The 19086-nt window shown below is 74.6% G+C and carries 14 protein-coding genes; 7 read left to right on the forward strand and 7 right to left on the reverse strand.

The window, feature by feature from the left end:
• The 6 genes from KK617_RS11980 to KK617_RS12005 form a co-directional block, all read right to left on the reverse strand.
• On the reverse strand, window positions 1–1340 hold a 1340-nt coding region (locus KK617_RS11980), incomplete at its 3' end, for a hypothetical protein (RefSeq protein WP_277500258.1).
• On the reverse strand, window positions 1337–5629 hold the full coding sequence (locus tag KK617_RS11985; protein ID WP_277500259.1) for an FtsK/SpoIIIE domain-containing protein: 4293 nt from the start codon (window positions 5627–5629) through the stop codon (window positions 1337–1339). The genes KK617_RS11980 and KK617_RS11985, both read right to left, overlap by 4 nt.
• A gap of 272 nt (window positions 5630–5901) precedes the next feature.
• Window positions 5902–6165 carry a hypothetical protein gene (locus KK617_RS11990; protein ID WP_277500260.1) on the reverse strand — a complete coding sequence of 88 codons (264 nt, stop codon included), beginning with the start codon at window positions 6163–6165 and terminating at the stop codon, window positions 5902–5904.
• A 143-nt stretch (window positions 6166–6308) separates the two neighbouring features.
• Complete coding sequence (locus tag KK617_RS11995) at window positions 6309–8027, reverse strand: peptidoglycan-binding domain-containing protein (RefSeq protein WP_277500261.1); 1719 nt, start codon at window positions 8025–8027, stop codon at window positions 6309–6311.
• A 232-nt stretch (window positions 8028–8259) separates the two neighbouring features.
• Entirely contained in the window at window positions 8260–8529 is a 270-nt protein-coding gene (locus KK617_RS12000; RefSeq protein ID WP_277500262.1) for a hypothetical protein, read from the reverse strand.
• A 63-nt stretch (window positions 8530–8592) separates the two neighbouring features.
• Window positions 8593–9444, reverse strand: coding sequence for a hypothetical protein (locus KK617_RS12005; RefSeq protein ID WP_277500263.1), 852 nt, complete (start codon window positions 9442–9444; stop codon window positions 8593–8595).
• 148 nt (window positions 9445–9592) lie between these two features.
• Between KK617_RS12005 and KK617_RS12010 the strand changes: the two genes are divergently transcribed.
• From KK617_RS12010 to clpX, 4 genes are all read left to right on the forward strand, one after another.
• Window positions 9593–10885 carry a hypothetical protein gene (locus KK617_RS12010; protein ID WP_277500264.1) on the forward strand — a complete coding sequence of 431 codons (1293 nt, stop codon included), beginning with the start codon at window positions 9593–9595 and terminating at the stop codon, window positions 10883–10885.
• A 117-nt stretch (window positions 10886–11002) separates the two neighbouring features.
• The gene (locus KK617_RS12015) at window positions 11003–11608 is read left to right on the forward strand and encodes an ATP-dependent Clp protease proteolytic subunit (protein ID WP_277500296.1); all 606 of its coding nucleotides are present in this window, start codon (window positions 11003–11005) and stop codon (window positions 11606–11608) included.
• A gap of 17 nt (window positions 11609–11625) precedes the next feature.
• Window positions 11626–12231, forward strand: coding sequence for an ATP-dependent Clp protease proteolytic subunit (locus tag KK617_RS12020; protein ID WP_277500265.1), 606 nt, complete (start codon window positions 11626–11628; stop codon window positions 12229–12231).
• Between the two features lie 187 nt (window positions 12232–12418).
• Window positions 12419–13699: an ATP-dependent Clp protease ATP-binding subunit ClpX gene (clpX, locus tag KK617_RS12025; RefSeq protein WP_277500266.1), complete on the forward strand. Its 1281-nt coding sequence runs from the start codon at window positions 12419–12421 to the stop codon at window positions 13697–13699.
• A gap of 124 nt (window positions 13700–13823) precedes the next feature.
• On the opposite strand, the gene valS is transcribed toward clpX, so the two are convergent.
• A complete protein-coding gene (gene valS, locus KK617_RS12030) occupies window positions 13824–16445 on the reverse strand; it encodes a valine--tRNA ligase (protein ID WP_277500267.1) in 2622 nt (873 codons plus the stop codon).
• A 163-nt stretch (window positions 16446–16608) separates the two neighbouring features.
• Between valS and wrbA the strand changes: the two genes are divergently transcribed.
• From wrbA to KK617_RS12045, 3 genes are read left to right on the forward strand one after another with little or no spacing between them, the layout of a single operon-like run.
• Complete coding sequence (gene wrbA, locus KK617_RS12035) at window positions 16609–17232, forward strand: NAD(P)H:quinone oxidoreductase (protein WP_277500268.1); 624 nt, start codon at window positions 16609–16611, stop codon at window positions 17230–17232.
• Between the two features lie 40 nt (window positions 17233–17272).
• Window positions 17273–18646: a folylpolyglutamate synthase/dihydrofolate synthase family protein gene (locus KK617_RS12040; RefSeq protein ID WP_277500269.1), complete on the forward strand. Its 1374-nt coding sequence runs from the start codon at window positions 17273–17275 to the stop codon at window positions 18644–18646.
• Entirely contained in the window at window positions 18643–19071 is a 429-nt protein-coding gene (locus KK617_RS12045; protein WP_277500270.1) for a DUF4233 domain-containing protein, read from the forward strand. Before KK617_RS12040 ends, KK617_RS12045 begins: the two co-directional genes overlap by 4 nt.
• Window positions 19072–19086: the final 15 nt, after the last annotated feature.

Genomic DNA, 19086 nt, shown 5'->3' on the forward strand with positions numbered 1-19086 from the left:
GGCGGGCTGACCGGCGGGACGACCGGCGGGGTGACGGCGACGGGGGGCCGCCGGTCGCGGTCGGCGGCCGCGCGGGCGCCGGTGGCGGTCGCGGGCGGGCGGGTGCTCGACAGCCGCGTCGGGGCGACGCGCTCGTCGTAGCGGGTGAGGTCGTCGATGCGCCCGTCGGCCCGCACGACGAGCCCGGCCTGCGCGCCCGGCACGTTGACGACGAGGTTGCCGTCGTCGACGACGAGCTCGGCGTCGCGGTCGCCGGGGACGGGGATGTCGCGGGCGGCCCGCTGGCCGGTGCGGTCGAGCACGACGATGCGGCCGTCGCCGTCGCACGGCACGTAGACGAGGGAGCGGTGCACGGCCGGGCGGCCCGGCTTGCCGCAGCCGATGCCGCGGAGGTCGACCTCGCGCAGCTCGCCGGACCCGACGATCACCAGCGACCCGGTCTGCGGAGCGGCCACGGGGGAGAGGTCGGCGGGCGCGTCATCGGGGGCGAGGAGCGTGCCGTTGAGGGCCGGGGCGTCGGCGACCACGTCGCTGCCCGTGCCGACCTGCACGACGATGCCCGCGTCGGGGCCGAAGACGGTCACCCCGGCGGGGTGCGCGACGAGCACCGAGCCCTCGCCGGCGTACTCGACCTGCCGGCTGTCCTCGGTGACGAAGCGCCGCTCGCCGTCCGACCAGCGCAACCGCGAGAGCCGGCCGGTGGTGTCGATGACCCAGACGATGCCCTCACCGTCGATGGTCGCGTCGGCCAGGCCCTCGGTGGCGACCCAGCGCTCGCCGATCGCGTCGGTCGTCGAGGGGTCGATGCGCGACACGGTGCCGTTGGCCCGGTCGACCAGGAACGCGGCCCCGTCGTGGAGGAGGAGGTCGGAGGCGTTGCCCGTGGCGACGCGGCGCTGCCCGGAGACGAGCACGGAGGCCAGGTCGATCGAGAAGACCTCGCCGGTCGTGCGGTTCGTGACGAAGAGCCGGCCGTCGGCCTGGCTGACGTCGAGGTCCTCGCCGGGCGCGCCGACGGCCAGCCGCTTCTCGGGCCGGCCGGTCGCGGGGTTGACCTGGATGACCTCGCCGGTCGGGTCGTCGCTGATCCACGTGAGGCCGTCGGTGATGTCGACGACGGTGCGCGAGAGGCCCTCGCCGAACGCGAGGCCGGCCACGAGGGAGGCGGCCACGACGACCACCGACAGCTCGGCGCTGCCGCGCGAGCCGCGGCGGGCGGACCCGCGCCGGCGCTCGTCGCGCCGGCCGGCGGGCAGGAGGCGGCGCGCGCGGTCGAGCAGCGACCCGCCCGTGCCCGGGTCGGTCCCCGCGTTCGTGCCCGCTGTCGGCTGCGACGTCATCCCCGTCCCTCCTCGTCACCCTCGCCGGCCACGAGCTGCGCGACCGTCGCGGCGCCGCTCTCGCACCACAGGCCTCGGCCCGGGCCCGCGAGCGGCTCCAACGTCTTCGTGGGCACGGAGACCCCGAGCACGTCGCCCTCGTTCCACTCCGGGTGGAGCAGGAACCCGCGGCGGCGCTGCTTCAGGGCCGTGACCAGGCCCGGCTGGAGACCGGGTCGTCGTGCCTCGGCGACGTCGACCGACGCCACCAGGGCCACCCGTCCGGCCGCGGTGTCGAGGATCTCCAGCAGCCGGGCACGGGCGGTCTTGTGGGCGTCGTCCGTGCAGGCAGTGTCCCACCGCTGGACGTCGTCGACCACGGTCAGCACCCAGGAACCTTCCGTCCCGGGAGGAGCCGCGTCCGCGGCCGTCAGGGCCTCCTCGACGCCGGCCACGGCGGCCGGCAGGTCGTCGCACCACACCACCCGCGGGGGTACGTCGGAGCGCCGGGCCAGCTCGACCACCCCGCGCAGCGCGCTGGTGCGACCGGTGCCGCCGCGCCCGGCCACGAGGACCGGCCCGCCGAGCAGGTCGACGGTCAGCACGGCGACCGCGTCGGCGTCGACCGCGAGCGGGACCCGGGCGCCCGTGGGCGACGGCAGAGCGCCGGAGGGCAGGTGGCCCGGCATCGGCGGGACGGCGGCGCCGGCGCGGCCCGCGGTGGCCGGGGCCAGCCGGTCGGCCACCGCGCGGATCAGGTCGGCCTGCTGCGGCGTGCCCGCCCCGCCGGTCGTGGCCACCTGGAGCACCTGCTTGCCCAGCAGGCCCGTGCCCGGCGTGGTCTCGGCGTCGAGGACGTTCCCGGGCGCGCCGAGCATCAGGTAGTCGTCGTTCGTCGTCATGCGCAGCACGACGCGACGGCCGAAGGACGCTGCGATCGCCGTCGGCACGCCCGTACGGCCGGGCGCGGTCGCGATGACGTGCACGCCCACGCGCCGCCCGTTCTGCAGCACGTTCTGGAGGAGCTCGACGTGGTCGCGGGCCAGGCCGCCGGCCTTCTCGAACGACTCCAGCAGCGACGGCAGGTTGTCGAGCAGGAGGTAGACGCGGGGGAGCACGTGCCCGGCGCGGGCCAGCTCCTCGAGGTCCGCGCACCCGTTGGCGGCGAGCGCGGCGCTGCGGTCGGTGACGGTGCGACGCAGCAGCCGCACGAGGCGCAGCACGCGCCCCTGCTGGGTCTCGCCGACCACGGCCTCCACCGTGGGGAGGCCGGCGAGTGCCGACAGGCCGCCGCCGGCGTAGTCCACGGCGTACACGTAGGGCGCCACCCCGTGCGTGCTCGCCGCGTCCCCCAGCGACGCGGTGATCGCCGCGGTTCGCAGCAGCTCGGTCTTGCCCGAGCCCGACGCCCCGTGCACGAGCACGTGGCCCACCGCGGACAGGTCGAGGTCGAGGCGGGGCTGGCGCTGGTGGGCCGGGTCGTCGATGCCACCGAGGTGGAGGTGGCCCGAGGGCCGGGTCGCGGCCTCGCGGACGAGCTCGTCGGCGTCGAGCAGCAGCTCGGCGGGGAGCGGGGGCAGCCACGGCTTCGGGGGCGCGGGCACCCCGGAGCGGCGGAACGCGGTGACGATCGTGCTGACGCAGCGCTCGAGGTCGGTGCGGGGGTGCAGGCGCGCCTCGGTCGTGGTGTCGGCGCGCGCGGCGCTCGCGGCCGTGAACGCCCCGACCGTCACCGCCGCCCCGGTGCCGTCGATCGGCTGGCGCGCGCCGGTCCACGCCGACTGCACGAGCTCCGCCGTACCGTGCCCCGTGCGGCGCAGCCACGCCCGGCCGGGGGTACGCCGGGACAGGTGCGCGGCGTCGGGGGCGTCGATGACGTCGCGGGAGTCGTCGGGGGCCGAGACGCGCAGCGCGATGCGCAGGTCGGTGTTGGCCCGGATGTTGCCGGTGACGACCCCGGCGGGCCGCTGGGTCGCGAGCAGCACGTGCATCCCGAGCGAGCGGCCGCGCTGGGCGATGTTGACCATGCCGTCGACGAAGTCGGGCACCTCGGCGGTGAGCGCCGCGAACTCGTCGACGCAGATGAGCAGGCTCGGCGGCGCCGCCTCGGGGTGCTCGCGCTCCAGCTGGGTGAGGTCCTTGACGCCGTACTGCCCCAGCAGGTGCTCGCGGGCGGTGATCTCGGCGCCGAGCGAGGTGAGCGCCCGCTGCACGAGGGCCGGCGTGAGGTCGGTGATGTAGCCGACCGTGTGCGGCAGGTCGGCGCACTCGCGGAACGCGGCGCCGCCCTTGTAGTCGACGAGCAGGAAGCTGATGCGGCTCGTCGGGTTGTTGAGCGCCAGCGAGCAGATGAGGGTCTGCAGCAGCTCGGACTTGCCGGAGCCGGTCGTGCCCGCGACGAGGCCGTGGGGTCCGTCGTCGCGCAGGTCGATGGTGACCGTGCCGTCGACGCCCGCCCCGATCTGCGCCCGCAGCCCGCGGCTCGCGCTCCAGCGGCGCAGCACGGCGTCGGAGTCGTCGAGGTCCTGCAGGTCGCCGCTGACCTCGGGCAGCCGCACGACGGCCGGGATCGAGGTGGAGGCCGGCAGCACGGCGGCCTCGTCGACGTACGCCGTCATGGTGCGCGCGCTGCGCCACGCGTGGGCCAGCGAGACGGCGTCGGGGGTGTCGATGCGGGTGACGCCGCCGCGGTCGCCCACGTTGACGCTGCCGTCGGCCAGGTCGACGAGCAGGCTCGTCGCCGCGGGCACCTCGGCCCGGCTGCGGCCCAGCCACACGAGGTGCAGCCCGCGCTCGGCGGCGACGCCGGCGACCGCCTCCAGCGTGCGCCGGGGGATCCCGGCCCCCTCGTCGACGAGGCAGAGCGTGTGTCCGCGGGCGCCGTCCTCGCTGGCGAGGTGGTCGAGCAGCGCGGTCGCCGCGCCGGGCCCGACCGCCACGGGGGGCTCGCCGCCCACCCGGGCGGTCGCGTGCGGCAGCCAGCGCAGCCACGTCTCGTGGTGGGCGCGGCCGCGGCCGAGGCAGGCGGCGACGGTCAGGTCGGCGGGGGAGTGGTCGAACGCGAGCCGGAGCACCAGGGCACGCACGAGGTCGTCGACCTGGCCCTCCTGCCCGGTGAGCGCGACCAGGGGGTGCGCGGTTAGGTCGGTGACGACCGGCATGTCGGGAAGGGTGTCGCGCTGCGCCAGGTCGGCCGCGGCCTCGCGCCGCAGGGGACGGTCGCCGCCGTCCTTGATGGTGCCGCGCAGCAGCGCCGGGACCGTGCCGATGCCGAGGCGCGTGTGGAGGAACGCCTGGCGCGTCTCGCTGCGGGCCCACAGGTAGGGGTCACGCCGCGCCGCGCGGGTGCGCAGGGTCTCGGCGTCGGGGTAGTCGTCGTGGAACTGCTCGCGCTGGCGCTTCGCCTGGTCGTCGATGGTGGCGAGGAGCTGGTCCACGTCGGTGCGCCACTCCGCGGCCTCCTCCTCGAACTGCCGGCGCGCCGCGCGCTGCTGCTGACGCCACCCGAGGTAGCCGAGCACCGGCCAGGCCAGCATGTAGACGAGCGCGTACGACGTGCGCGAGCGCGCGAAGATCGCCAGCCCCATGATCATCGGCAGCGCGAGCATCGCCCACGGCAGGGGCGAGGGCCGGTTGCGGTTGGGCGGCGAGGGCACGTCGAGCACCTCGTCGAGCAGCGGCTCCCCGAAGCGCGGCGGGCGGAACACTGAGACGGCCGTGTCGTCGACGGGCACCTCGCCGGGGTCGACGACGACCGTGGTGCGGCCCAGGTGGATCGGCGTGCCCCAGTCGACCTCCCGGCCGGTCGTGACCTGCTCGCCGGCCACGGTCGTGCCGTTGGCCGAGCCGGCGTCGTACACGGTCGGGCGGGTGCCGAGCACGACCCGCACGTGCTGGGTGGAGACCAGGGGGTCCGACAGCCGCATGGTGCAGGTCGGGCCGCGCCCCACGGTCAGCGCGCTGGAGCGCACGTGGAGCCGCTGGCCGGAGTCCGGGCCGTCCACCACGCGCAGCACGGCCCGCGGCCGGGCGGTGCTGCTCGCCCGGTGCAGCCACGAGGCGGGAGCGGTGACGACGTCGAGCAGGTCGCCCGTGCGCAGGCCGCACTCGGCGACCGACCGGTCGGCGGGCCAGGGGTGGCCGCCGTCGACGGGCACGAGGAGGAGGTTGGCCTGGTGCGGTGCGAGGTGCCGCCCGAAGGCCCGGGCGAGGTCGGCGACCGTGGCGTCGTCCTTCGCGTGCACCGTGACGTCGACCGACGGCAGGCCGGACTCCGGCGGGGTGCTCAGCGAGAGCGTCCACTGCTGCACGGTCGTGGTCCTCCGGTCGGGGCGGGGCGGGGCGGGGCGGGGCGGGGCGGGGCGGGGCGGGGGAGCGGGGTCGGACGAGGTGGGAGCGGGCCGGGGGGCGACGTACCCCCTCGCAGCCGGCGCGAACCCCACCGTCCGGTGACAGGTGGGTGCCGGGCGGGTGCCGGGCGGGTGCCGGGCGGGTGCCGGGCGGGTGCCGGGTGGGGGGTACGCCGCGGGGCCGCCGGCTCGTGCCGGCGGCCCCGCGGTCCCGGGCGGCCCGGGGAGGTCGGTCAGGCCGAGACCTGCTCCTGCTCCTGCGCCTGGTTGTTGATGAGCGTGGCGAAGTCGTTGAGCTGCGCCACGACCTGGGTGAGCATCGTGCGGTACTCCGAGTTCCACGACGTGCGGGTGCGCTCGGCGTCGGGGCCGACCCACTCGAAGCTCTCGAGGGACTGGGTGAGACGGCCGGTCAGCTGCTCGAGCTCGCCGGCGCCCTGCGTGATCTGCTGCGCGGACTGACGTCCACCCTCGATGTCCATACCCTTCATGGCCATGGCGGTTCTCCTTCTCTCCGTGTGTTCCTGCGCGGGTGCGGTGGGTGCTGCGGTGGGGTGCTGCGGTGGGTCCTGCGGCGGGTGCTGCGGTCGTGCGGGTCGTGCGGGTCGGGCTGTCGGTGGGGGTTCTCGGACCGGTGCGGTCAGGAGCCCATGCGGGAGCGGACGTGCGAGGTGGCCTCGGCGGCGGTGATGCGGCCGTCACGGTCGACGTCGAGCTCGCGGTTCTGGTGGTACTCCGGCGTGCCCTGGCTGAACATCGTCTGGCCCGGCTCCATCGGGCGCCCGCCGAGCACGCTGGTGTAGACGTTCTCCAGCGTGTCGAGCCGTCCCCGGTGCGGCTCGAAGTAGCGCTCGACGTACGCGAGCTGCTCCGTCGGGGTCATCCGGGAGAGCGCCTCGGTGGAGGTGCCGAGCCCGGCCGCGGTGTCGGGCATGAACTGGATGAGGCCGGTCGCCCCGCTGCGCGGGTTGACGACGTCGGTGCTGAACCGGCCGCCGGTCTCGAAGCTCATTGTGGCCAGCAGGTGCTCGGGCGCGGCGCCGACGCGGCCGGCCACGGCCTCGACCTCGCGGAGGAACTCCGGGGTGACGTTGCGGTTGCCCTGCACGCCCTGGATCTGGGTGTAGTCGTAGCCGCTGGGCGAGGTGAAGCCGGTGCCCTGCGCGACCTGCAGCGGGTGGTCGGCGCGCCAGGCCTCGTAGGCGGCCTGCGTGTTGCCGCCCCACTGGCCGTCGGCGCCGCGGGTGTCGTACCCGGCCGCGGTGAGTCGCTGCTGCAGCTCGCGGACGCCCTCGCCGCGGCTGCCGCGACCGTTCTCGCCGACCAGCTTCTCGATGGCCGCGTCGCCGCCCGCGCCGCGGCTCGCGAGCGCTGCCCCGCCCAGCCCGAGGGCGGCCGCGCCCCCGGCGAGACCGGCGGCCGCGCCGTACGACGGGCGGTCGCCCGAGCTCGTGACCGAGTCGCCCGTGGGGGTCGGGGCGGCGGTGGTGAGGGAGTCGGCGCCGGGCGTGGTGCTGCTCGCCGGGGTGACGTCGGAGGGCGCGGGGGCGCCGGCCGGCACCGACGCGCCGTCGATGCTGCCGCCGCCGAGCGCGGGTGCCCCGCCGCCCGTGCCGCCACCCGTGCCACCACCGGTGGGACTGGCGCCGATGGCGCCGCCCGAGCCGATGCCGCCGCCCGAGCCGAGACCGCCGCCGCCGGAGCCGAGCGCGGGGGTGCCGGTCGAGCCGGAGACGGAGCCCGGCAGGACGCCGCCGATCTCGGGCTTGGCGCTCATCGGGGCGGGCGTGCTGACACCGGACCCGAGGCCCCCGCCGAGCGAGGGCACGCCGAAGCTGGGCGACGTGCCGGCCGGGGAGGCGCCGATCGGCGTCGTCGTGGTCGTCGTGGTGCCCGGGATGGTGACGCCGTCGGCGCCCGTCGTGGTGGTCGACGTCGTCGTCGTGGTGGTGCCGGGGGTGCCGGGGGCGAGCGGCTGGGTGGGGGCGATGGAGCCGCCCTGCCAGCCCGTCATCGGGGCCCGCGACTGCTCGGTCTGCAGGGGGCTCGTGTAGGTCGGCAGTTTCGAGAGGTCCACGGTCTCGCCGGCGCTGATCTGGTCCTGCGCCTCGGCGTTCGCGCCCAGCACCTGGGCGAAGGTGCCGAGGGCGGTGGAGATCTTCTGCAGCCAGGGGAGGACCTGCGTCTCGAGGAAGGTCGCGTACGCCGCGCTGGCACCGCCGGTGAAGAAGGAGGCCGCCCGCAGCAGCGCGATGAGCGCCTTCACGAACGCGATCACCGTGTCGGTGACCTCCTTGCCGTCCTGGCACAGCTGCGCGGCCTCGCGGAGCTCGTCGGTGTCCGCTCCGATCAGGGCCATGTCCCCTCCTCCTGCTGTCGTGGGTGCCGGGTGCTGCCGGTCTGGTGGGCCGCGCCGTCCGTCGGGTCGTCGCGCCGAGGACGCTAGGGCGGCCCGTCCACGCCGGTCGAGGGTCGGGCGGGTGGAAGGTTCCGCCCCGTCGGGACCCCGGAACGGGCCGCCGGACGCAGCGAGCCGGCGGCCCCGTGCGGGGCCGCCGGCTCGGCGGTGGGAGCGGGCGTCAGGACGGGTGTCAGCGGCTGGCCTCGTCCTGGCGGTCGGCGTGCACGCAGAGCACGCGGCCCTGGTCGGACAGCGACTCCGACGCGGCGTTCGCGCTCGGGGCGAACGAGCCCGTCCAGTCGGACTCGAAGCCCTGGCGGTCGGGGCCCTGCCACTTCAGGCCGCTGATCATGGCCGTGATGCTGGAGACGACGCCGGCGACCTGGCCGGCGTGCTCGCCCATGTTCTGACCGACCTGGCGGGCGTACTCGGTGTCCATGCCCTGCATGCTGCTGCTCACGTGTCCTCCTCGGGGCGGTGCGCGTCGTGGCCACCGAGGCTAGGGACCGCGGGCCGCCGGGGCCTAGGCCCGCGCGGGTGGAACGTTCCGGCGCGCGGCGGCCCGCTCGACCTCGTCGAGGTCGTCCGCGGTGACGAGGCGGACCTCCGCGGTGCGCCGGCCGATGGCGAACCGCACGTTCTGGGCCCGGCCGCTGCCGGCGCGGAACGGGTCGTCGCGCGGGCCGAACGCGAGCGCGGAGATGGACCGGATGGCGTCGTCGACGCGCTGCGCCCGCTCGAGGTTCCAGGCGTAGCCGTGCCAGTGCAGCACCCGCTCGTAGATCTCGCGGTTCGACGGCGGCCGGGGGTAGTCGTCGGTGCCGGTCAGCCACGGCTCGGCGAGGGCGAGCGCGACGTACCACTCCCGGCCGAGGCGGGGCAGCATCGGGGCCGGCGCGGTGGCGCCGCCGTCGACGTCGTCCTCCTCGGGGCGGGGGCGGGGGAGGACGGGCCCGCGGCCGCTCGGGGTGACCTCGATGCTCACGGCGAGGTCGTCGTAGGTGCCCTCGCCGCCCGGACCGATCCGCCCGCGCAGGAGGACGAGCTGGTTCTCCCCCTCGTCGAGCAGCAGCGACATGCCCTCGGCGAGCGTGACGCGCCGGGCGCCCCCGGGGGCGTCGAAGAGGCTGGAGACCTGCGTCTCGCCGGAGCCGTGCCAGCGCAGGCGGGCGATCTCCTCGCCCACGATCAGCTCGCCGAGCACGCGCGACACGTGCGGTGCGCAGCGGGGGAGCGCGATGGCGGTGACGCGCAGCGCGTTCTTCGGGCTGTCGACGGGGACGGCGCGGTCCGGGGAGCGGCCGAAGAACAAGGTCTCGCCGGACCCGAGCGTGACGGTCGGGAGTCCCGCCCCTCGCAGGGTCACGCGCAGCATGGCTGCGATCCAACCACAGCGCAGGAGAACGCAGGCCGAGCGCGACGTGACGTCCTGGGGCCGGACGCTGACCGCGCCCGCCCGACTCGGTGCACGGGTGTGCACTGGCTCTCTTGACCGCGGCCGTCGCGCGACGGACCCTGGGTGGATGTCCGTGACGTCCCCCGACCCGACCTCCGTGACCACCACCGGGCGGCTGCCCGACGGTCCGCGCCTCGGCCGGTCCCCCCTCGACGCCCAGCGGGCGGCCGCGGCGTCGGGTGAGCCGACGGTCCTCGACGCGCTCGCCCTGCTCCTGGAGGTCGCCGACGAGCTCGTCGTGCGCAGCGCGCGGGACACCCACCGGGCGGTCGCGGACCGCGCCCAGGGCCTCGCCGCGCTCCTCACCCTCGGGGCCGCGGAGGGCCCCCGCCGCGTGCACGACGGCATCGCCGGGGGCGTGTACGGCGGGATCGGCGCCGGCCTGCGCGCCGCGGCGCGGGGTACGACGGCGCTCGCCGCCGGCGGGCGCGGCCCGTCGATCGAGGCGCACCCGGCGGGACGCCACCTGCGCGCCGCCGTCAACGGGCTCATCGGCGACCGCCTCGCCGCGGAGGACCGGCGGATGGCGATCCCCCTCGCCGCGCGGGTGGACGGACGCGACGTCGAGCCGACGCACGCGGCCCTCGCGGCGGCGTACCCGGGTGCGGGGCCGCGGGTCGCGGTGCTGCTGCACGGGCTGGGCGAGAGCGAGGCGATCTGGACGCTGGGTCGCGAGGCCCGGGGCACGACGTACCCCGAGGAGCTCGAGGCCGCCGGGTGGACCCCGGTGCTGCTGCGGATGAACACGGGGCTCGGGCTGCGGGTCAACGGCGTCGCCCTCGCGGCGCTGCTCGCGCGGCTGGTCGAGGAGTGGCCGGTGCCGGTCGAGCGCATGGCGCTGGTCGGGCACTCGATGGGCGGCCTCGTCGTGCGGGCCGCGTCGGCGGTGCGCACCGAGGGCGCCGGTGACGGTCCCGACGCGCGCGACTGGACCGAGCGGGTCACCGACGTCGTCACCCTCGGCACCCCGCACCGCGGCGCGCCGCTCGCCGGGCTCGTGGGCGACGGCAGCTCCCTGCTCGGCGGGCTGGCGGAGACCGGGGCGTTCGGCCGCATCCTCGACGAGCGGTCGGTGGGCATCCGCGACCTGGTCGAGGGGCTGGGCCACGACGTGCCGCTGCTGCCGCACGCGCGCTACCGGCTGGTCTCCGCCACGCTGACCCGCTCGCCCCGCCACCCCCTGGGACGCCTCGTCGGCGACCTGCTCGTGCGGGAGCACTCGGCGTACGGCCGACGCGCAGGGGCGGGCGACGTGTTCGCGGACGCCGACGTCGACACGCTGCACGTGGGGGGCGTCGACCACTTCGCGCTCGTCAACCACCCCGACGTGGCCCGCGCGCTGGCCCGCTGGCTGGCGTGAGGGGGCGGGTGAGCGGGCGACGGGCCCGTGAATCCGCTGTCGGCGAACAGGGCCCCGAAACCCGTGGAACTGTCAGCGCTCCGGGCTAGTGTCGCGAGCGTGAACCAGAACCCACAGATGAACGGTGCCGCGGGGTTCAACCCGCTCGACGACCACATCTACTCCCGGCTGCTGCGCGAGCGGATCGTGTTCCTCGGTTCCGAGGTGCGCGACCAGAACGCGAACGCGATCTGCGCCCAGCTGCTGCTGCTCTCGGCGGAGGACCCGGAGGCGGACATCTTCCTCCACATCAACTCGCCGGGTGGCTCGGTCGACGCCGGCATGGCGATCTACGACACCATGAACTACATCCCGAACGACGTCGCGACCGTGGGCATGGGCCTGGCGGCGTCGATGGGTCAGTTCCTCCTGTGCGCCGGTGCGGAGGGCAAGCGCTACGCGCTCCCGCACGCGCGGATCATGATGCACCAGCCGTCGTCCGGCATGGGCGGCTCGGCCTCCGACATCAAGATCCAGGCGCAGCAGTCGCTGCACATCAAGAAGGTGCTGCTCGAGCTCATCGCCGAGCACACGGGCCAGAGCATCGAGCAGGTGACCACCGACGCCGACCGCGACCGCTGGTTCACCGCGGCCGAGGCCAAGGACTACGGCCTGGTCGACCACGTCATCACGAGCGCCCGCGAGGCCGCCGACGAGGGCCGTCCGGCCCGGAAGAACGACTGAGCGAAGGGCTTGGACTGATGAACTACTACATCCCCCAGTGGGAGGAGCGGACCTCCTACGGGTTCCGCCGCATCGACCCCTACGGCAAGCTCTTCGAGGACCGCATCATCTTCCTCGGCACGCCGATCTCCGACGACGTCGCGAACGCCGTCATGGCGCAGCTGCTGTGCCTGGAGTCGATGAACCCCGACCAGGACATCCAGATCTACATCAACAGCCCCGGTGGTTCGTTCACGGCGCTGACGGCGATCTACGACACGATGCGCTTCATCAAGCCCGACGTGCAGACCGTGTGCCTGGGCCAGGCGGCCTCGGCGGCGGCGATCCTGCTCGCGGCCGGTGCCCCCGGCAAGCGCCTGGCGCTGCCGAACAGCCGCATCCTGATCCACCAGCCCTACACGGAGGGCACCTTCGGGCAGACCTCCGACATCGAGATCCAGGCCAACGAGATCCTGCGCATGCGCGAGCTGCTCGAGACCATGATCTCGGAGCACTCGGGCAAGGACCGCGAGCAGGTCAGCCGCGACATCGAGCGCGACAAGATCCTGACCGCGGAGGCGGCGGTGGAGTACGGCCTCATCGACGCCGTGCTCGACTCCCGCAAGGCCGCCCTCCTCGTCTGAGGGGTCCCCGTCGACCCGGCGGGGACGAGCCCCCGTGTCGGACCGCGCAGCGGTCCGGCGCGGGGTACCGTCGCAGACGGCCCTCGGCGACCAGCCGGGCGGCCCCCGCGGCACGGACGCCGCGACCGAACGACGCACCACCCGTCCGGGGCACACCGCCCCGGGCACGACCGGAGGATGATCACCCGTGGCACGCATCGGTGACGGAGGAGACCTGCTGAAGTGCTCCTTCTGCGGCAAGAGCCAGAAGCAGGTGCAGAAGCTGATCGCCGGTCCCGGCGTGTACATCTGCACGGAGTGCATCGAGCTGTGCAACGAGATCATCGAGGAGGAGCTCGGGGAGGGCGCCGAGGTCGGTCTCGACGAGCTGCCGAAGCCCCGTGAGATCTTCGACTTCCTCAACTCCTACGTGATCGGCCAGGAGCAGGCGAAGAAGTCGTTGGCCGTCGCGGTCTACAACCACTACAAGCGGGTGCAGGCCACGGGCTCGACGTCGGGGCGGCACAGCAAGGACGAGCAGGTCGAGGTCGCCAAGTCCAACATCCTCGTCGTCGGCCCCACGGGCTGCGGCAAGACCTACCTGGCGCAGACGCTCGCCCGCATGCTCAACGTGCCGTTCGCGATCGCCGACGCCACCGCGCTGACCGAGGCCGGCTACGTGGGCGAGGACGTCGAGAACATCCTGCTCAAGCTGATCCAGGCGGCCGACTACGACGTCAAGAAGGCCGAGACCGGGATCATCTACATCGACGAGATCGACAAGGTGGCCCGCAAGGCGGAGAACCCCTCGATCACGCGCGACGTCTCCGGCGAGGGGGTGCAGCAGGCGCTGCTGAAGATCCTCGAGGGGACGACGGCGTCGGTGCCGCCGCAGGGCGGGCGCAAGCACCCGCACCAGGAGTTCATCCAGATCGACACGACGAACATCCTCTTCGTCGTGGGCGGGGCCTTCGCCGGGCTCGAGCACATCATCGAGCAGCGCGTCGGCAAGAAGTCGCTGGGCTTCACCGCCGAGGTGCGCGGCGAGTCCGAGCGCGAGGCCGACGACCTGCTGGCCCAGGTGCGCCCGGAGGACCTGACCAAGTTCGGTCTCATCCCCGAGTTCATCGGTCGTCTGCCGCTCATCGCCAGCGTCAAGAAGCTCGACAACGAGGCGCTCGTGCAGATCCTCACGGAGCCGAAGAACGCCCTGGTGAAGCAGTACCAGAAGCTCTTCGAGCTCGACGGCGTCGAGCTCGAGTTCACCGACGAGGCCGTGCAGGCCATCGCCGACAAGGCGCTGGAGCGCGGCACGGGTGCGCGCGGCCTGCGCGCCATCATCGAGGAGACCCTCCTCCACGCCATGTACGACGTGCCGTCGCGCGGGGACGTCGCCACGGTCGTGGTGACGCAGGAGTCGGTGCTCCACGACGTGCCGCCCACCCTGGTGCTGCGCGAGGCCGAGGCCAAGAAGAAGAAGTCGGCCTGAGCCGACCGCGCTGCGGCCCACGGCGGGCCGCCCGCCGTGCCACCTGCTCGACCACGAAGCCCCGGCCCTCCGCGAGGAGGACCGGGGCTTCGTCGTGCGTGTCGGTGCCGCGTCGACAGCGGTGTCAGCCCTGGGGCTGCTCGTCCTCGACGGGCGCCAGCTCGGCGGCGACGGCGAGGTCGCCGGCCTCGCTCGGGGTGAAGACCAGGTCGCCGGTGATGGCCCCGGCGGCCCGCAGGTCGGGGGCCGCGGCCTCGGCGGCACGGACCTCGGCCTCGGGGCCGGTCATCTCGGCACGCGCCACGGCGGCCCGCATCTTGACCTTGGCCTGCGACTTCGCGCCCCGCACGCCGGCGAGGGCCTTGGCGACCGCGCGCAGCGTCGCGGGGGAGGCGGCGGCTGCGGAGCCCAGGTCGGCCTCGACGGGCCAGGCCGCGTGGTGCACCGAGCCCTCCTGCCACCACGACCAGACCTCCTCGGTCACGTACGGCAGGAACGGCGCCAGCAGGCGCAGCTGCACGTGCAGGGCGATGGCCAGCGTGGCCCGCGCGGAGGCGGCGCCGGCCCCCTCGCCGTACGCCCGCTCCTTGACGAGCTCGAGGTAGTCGTCGCAGAACTCCCAGAAGGTGCGCTCGACGGCCTCGAGCGCGGTGGCGTAGTCGTAGGCGGCGAACGCGTCGGTGGCCCGCGCGAGGGTCTCGCGCAGGAGGCCGAGCATGGCGCAGTCGATGGGCTCGGAGACCTCGAAGCGGCTGAGCTCGGTGGCGCCGACGCTGCCGAGCACGAACTTCGACGCGTTGAGCACCTTCATCGCGAGGCGGCGCCCGACCTTCATCTGCGTCTCGTCGAAGGGGGAGTCGAGGCCGGGCCGGGCCATGGCGGCCCGCCAGCGCACGGCGTCCGCGCCGTACTTCTCGAGGATCTCCGTCGGGACGACGACGTTGCCCTTCGACTTCGACATCTTCTTGCGGTCCGGGTCGAGCACCCAGCCCGACAGCAGCGCGTGGGACCAGGGCGCGACGCCCGACTCGTAGTGGGCGCGCACGACGCGCGAGAACAGCCAGGTGCGGATGATGTCGTGGCCCTGCGTGCACAGGTCCATGGGGAAGACCCGGGAGAACAGGTCGGGGTCGGACTCCCAGCCGCCCGCGATCTGCGGGGTGAGCGAGGAGGTCGCCCAGGTGTCCATGACGTCGGGGTCGCCCACGAACCCGCCGGGCACGCCGCGCTGCGCCTCGTCGTACCCCCGCGGGGCGTCGGTCGAGGGGTCGACCGGCAGCTCGGCCTCGCTGGCCACGATCGGGTGCTCGTAGTCGGGCTCGCCGTCGGCGTCGAGGGCGTACCAGACGGGGAACGGGATGCCGAAGAAGCGCTGGCGCGAGACGAGCCAGTCGCCGTTGAGGCCGCCGACCCAGTTGTCGTAGCGGTGCTTCATGTGGGTCGGCACCCACGTGATCTCCTCGGCGCGCGCCAGCAGGTCGCGGCGCAGGCCGGCGTCGCGGCCGCCGTTGCGGATGTACCACTGGCGGGTGGCGACGATCTCGAGCGGCTTGTCGCCCTTCTCGTAGAAGTTCGCCATGCGCTGCGTGGCCTTGGGCTCGCCGTCGAGCTCGCCGCTCTCCCGGAGCTTGGCGACGGTCGCCTCGCGGGCGGAGTGCACCGTCTTGCCGGCCAGGTCGTCGTACGCCGCGCGGGCGGCGTCGCTGGTGAGCCACTCGGGGGTCTCGCGCAGGAAGCGGCCGTCGCGACCGATGACGGTGCGCACGGGCAGCTGCAGCTCGCGCCACCACTGCACGTCGGTGAGGTCGCCGAAGGTGCAGCACATCGCGATGCCGGCGCCCTTGTCGGGCTCGGCGGCGGGGTGGGCCAGCACCGGGATCTCGACGCCGAAGACCGGCGAGGTGACGGTGGTGCCGAACAGGTGGCGGTAGCGCTCGTCGTCGGGGTGGGCGATGAGGGCCACGGCGCTGACGACCAGCTCGGGCCGGGTGGTCTCGACGTGCAGGGCCTCGCCGGACGGCAGTCGGTAGGCGACGCGGTGGTAGGCGCCGGGGTACTCGCGCGCCTCCAGCTCGGCCTGCGCGACGGCGGTCTGGAACGTGACGTCCCAGAGGGTCGGCGCCTCCTGCAGGTAGGCCTCGCCCCGGGCCAGGTTGCGCAGGAAAGCGCGCTGGCTGACGGTCTGGGCCGGGCGGCCGATCGTCGTGTACTGCTGCGACCAGTCGACCGAGAGGCCGAGCGTGCGCCACAGCGACTCGAACACCTTCTCGTCCTCCTCCACCAGGGTGGAGCAGAGCTCGACGAAGTTGGGGCGGCTGACCGGCACCTGCTTCTTCGGGTCCGGCTTCTCCGGCGGCGTGAAGTCGGGGTCGTAGGGCAGCGAGGGGTCGCAGCGCACGCCGTAGTAGTTCTGCACCCGGCGCTCGGTGGGCAGGCCGTTGTCGTCCCAGCCCATCGGGTAGAAGACGGTCTTGCCCTGCATCCGCTGGTAGCGGGCCACGACGTCGGTGTGCGTGTAGGAGAAGACGTGCCCGACGTGCAGCGACCCCGAGACGGTGGGCGGGGGCGTGTCGATGGAGTAGACGTCCTCGCGCGGGCGCGTGCGGTCGAAGGCGTAGGTGTCCTGCTCCTTCCACACCTGCGACCACTTGGCCTCGAGGCCCTCGAGTGCCGGCTTGTCCGGTACGACGACGGCCGGGGCCTCCGGCGTCGTCGGGGACTGCTCGGCGTTCTGGGTCTCGGTCATGGGCGGAATGCTACGGAAGCCCGCGGCGCCGGACGACGCCGCATCCGGGCTGGTCGCGTCGCGTGTCGCGCGGGCGGGCGCGGCGCCCTCCCCGCCCGTGCGGTTCGGGGGCGCTGGCTACCGTCGGTGGGGCCAGTGGACGACACGACGGAAGGCACGTGGAATGACGAAGATCGCGATCATCTACTACTCCTCGACGGGCACGGTCGACGCCATGGCGCGCCGCGCGGCGGCGACGGCCGAGGCGGCCGGTCACGACGTCCGGCTGCGCCACGTCGCGGAGCTCGCGCCGCAGGAGGCGATCGAGAGCCAGGAGGCGTGGGTGCAGCACCGCCGGGACGTCGCCGACGAGCCGGTCGCCACCCCCGACGACCTCGACTGGGCGGACGTGGCGCTCTTCGGGTCGCCGACCCGCTACGGGCACATCACGAGCCAGCTGCAGGCCTACATCGACACGCTCGGCCCGCTGTGGGCCCAGGGCAAGCTGGCCGACAAGGTCTACGCCGGCTTCACCGCCAGCCAGACCAAGCACGGCGGCCAGGAGTCGACGCTGCTCAACCTCTACACGAGCTTCTACCACTTCGGCGGCATCGTGGTGGCGCCCGGCTACACCGACCCGCAGAAGTTCTCCGACGGCAACCCGTACGGCGTGGGCAAGGTGACCGGCGCGTCGGCCGAGCTCGACGACGACGACCTCGCCGCCATCGACCACCTGGTCAACCGCACGGCCGCCATCTCCCGCCGCCTCGAGGCCGGCGGCAACGGCGCGAGCCGCGACGACGCGTGAGTCGGCGCGCGGACGGGTCGCGCCTAGACTCGTCCGCGCGATGACTGACTCTGTTCCCGGGGACTCCCCGGCCGCCCGCCCCGCGAGGACCTACGCCGAGGTGGAGGACGCGCTGCTCTCCCGCTGGCCGGAGACGCGGCTGGAGCCTTCGCTCGACCGCATCCGTGCCTTCACCGAGCTGCTGGGCGACCCGCAGCACGCCTACCGCGTGGTGCACCTGACGGGCACGAACGGCAAGACCACCACCTCCCGGATGGTCGACGCGCTCCTGCGGGCGCTCGACCTGCGCACCGGGCGCTTCACCAGCCCCCACGTGGAGCGGATGACGGAGCGCATCAGCATCGACGGCGCGCCGCTCGACGACGAGGCGTTCGTGCGGGCCTTCAACGACGTGGCGGCCTTCACCCACCTCGTCGACGCCGACCAGCCCCACCCGCTGTCGTTCTTCGAGACGGTCGTCGGCATGGCCTTCGCGGCGTTCGCCGACGCGCCGGTCGACGTCGCCGTCGTCGAGGTCGGGATGGGCGGCTCCTGGGACGCCACGAACGTCGCGGACGGGGACGTCGCGGTGGTGCTCCCCGTGTCGCTCGACCACGCGGCGTACCTCGGCGGCACGCCCGTCGCCATCGCCGAGGAGAAGGCCGGCATCATCAAGCCCGGCTCCGTCGTGGTGCTCGCCGCGCAGGAGCAGGACGTCGCCGAGGTGCTCCTGGCCCGCGCGCTCGAGGTGGGCGCCCGCGTCGTCGCGGAGGGCGTGGACTTCGGCGTCGTCGACCGCGCTCCCGCCGTCGGCGGCCAGGTCGTCACGCTGCGGGGCGCGAACGCGACGTACGCGGAGCTCTTCCTCCCCCTGTACGGCGCGCACCAGGCCCAGAACGCGGCGGTCGCGCTGGCGGCGGTGGAGGCGCTCGTGGGCGACCGCCCGCTGGACGACGAGGTGGTGCGCGCGGCGTTCGCGGACGTCAGCTCGCCCGGCCGGCTCGAGATCATCCGCCGCAGCCCGACCATCGTGCTCGACGCGGCCCACAACCCCGCCGGGGCCGAGGCCACGGCCGCGGCCCTCGAGGACTCCTTCACGTTCTCGCCGCTCGTGGGCGTGCTCGCCGTCATGGCCGACAAGGACCTGGAGGGGCTGCTCGCCGCCTTCGAGCCGCACCTGTCGCACGTGGTGTGCACCCGCAACTCGACGCCCCGCTCGCTCGACCCGGAGGCGCTGGCTACGGAGGCCCGCGCGGTCTTCGGCGAGGACCGCGTCAGCGTCGCCGACACGCTGGCCGACGCCATCGACCAGGCCGCGGCGCTCGCCGAGGCGGGCGAGGCGGTCGGTGCGTCGATCGGGTCCGGCGCGGTGCTCGTCACCGGCTCGGTGGTCACCGTCGGCGAGGCCCGCCTGCTGCTGGGCGGCCCCAAGTGAGCGCGGCTCCGGAGGAGGGCCCCCGCCTCGTCCCCGCCGGGGCCCCCGACGACCCGGAGCGCCACAAGTCGCCGCGTCGGGGCATGTGCGCCGCCGTCCTCTTCCTCGAGGCCATCGCGCTGGCCCTGACGGTGCCGGTGATCATCCGCGTGAGCGACGTCGACCCCGCCGTGGCGGTCGCGGTCGGTGGGGGCCTCGCCCTGGCGTGCCTGGTGGTCAGCGGCCTGCTGCGGCGCCCGTGGGGCTACACCGTCGGGTGGGTGCTGCAGGTCGGCGCCGTCGGCCTCGCCGTGCTCGTGCCCGCCATGCTCTTCCTCGGCGGCCTGTTCGCCGGCCTGTGGGCGACGGCCGACCTGCTCGGTCGCAAGATCGACCGCGAGCGCGGTGCCGCCTGGCAGCAGTACGACGCGGTCGACGGCGCCTGAACGCGGTCGCCGGAC

The organism is Nocardioides sp. ChNu-99, assembly GCF_029493445.1.
In the GTDB taxonomy this organism is placed as follows: Bacteria; Actinomycetota; Actinomycetes; order Propionibacteriales; family Nocardioidaceae; genus Nocardioides.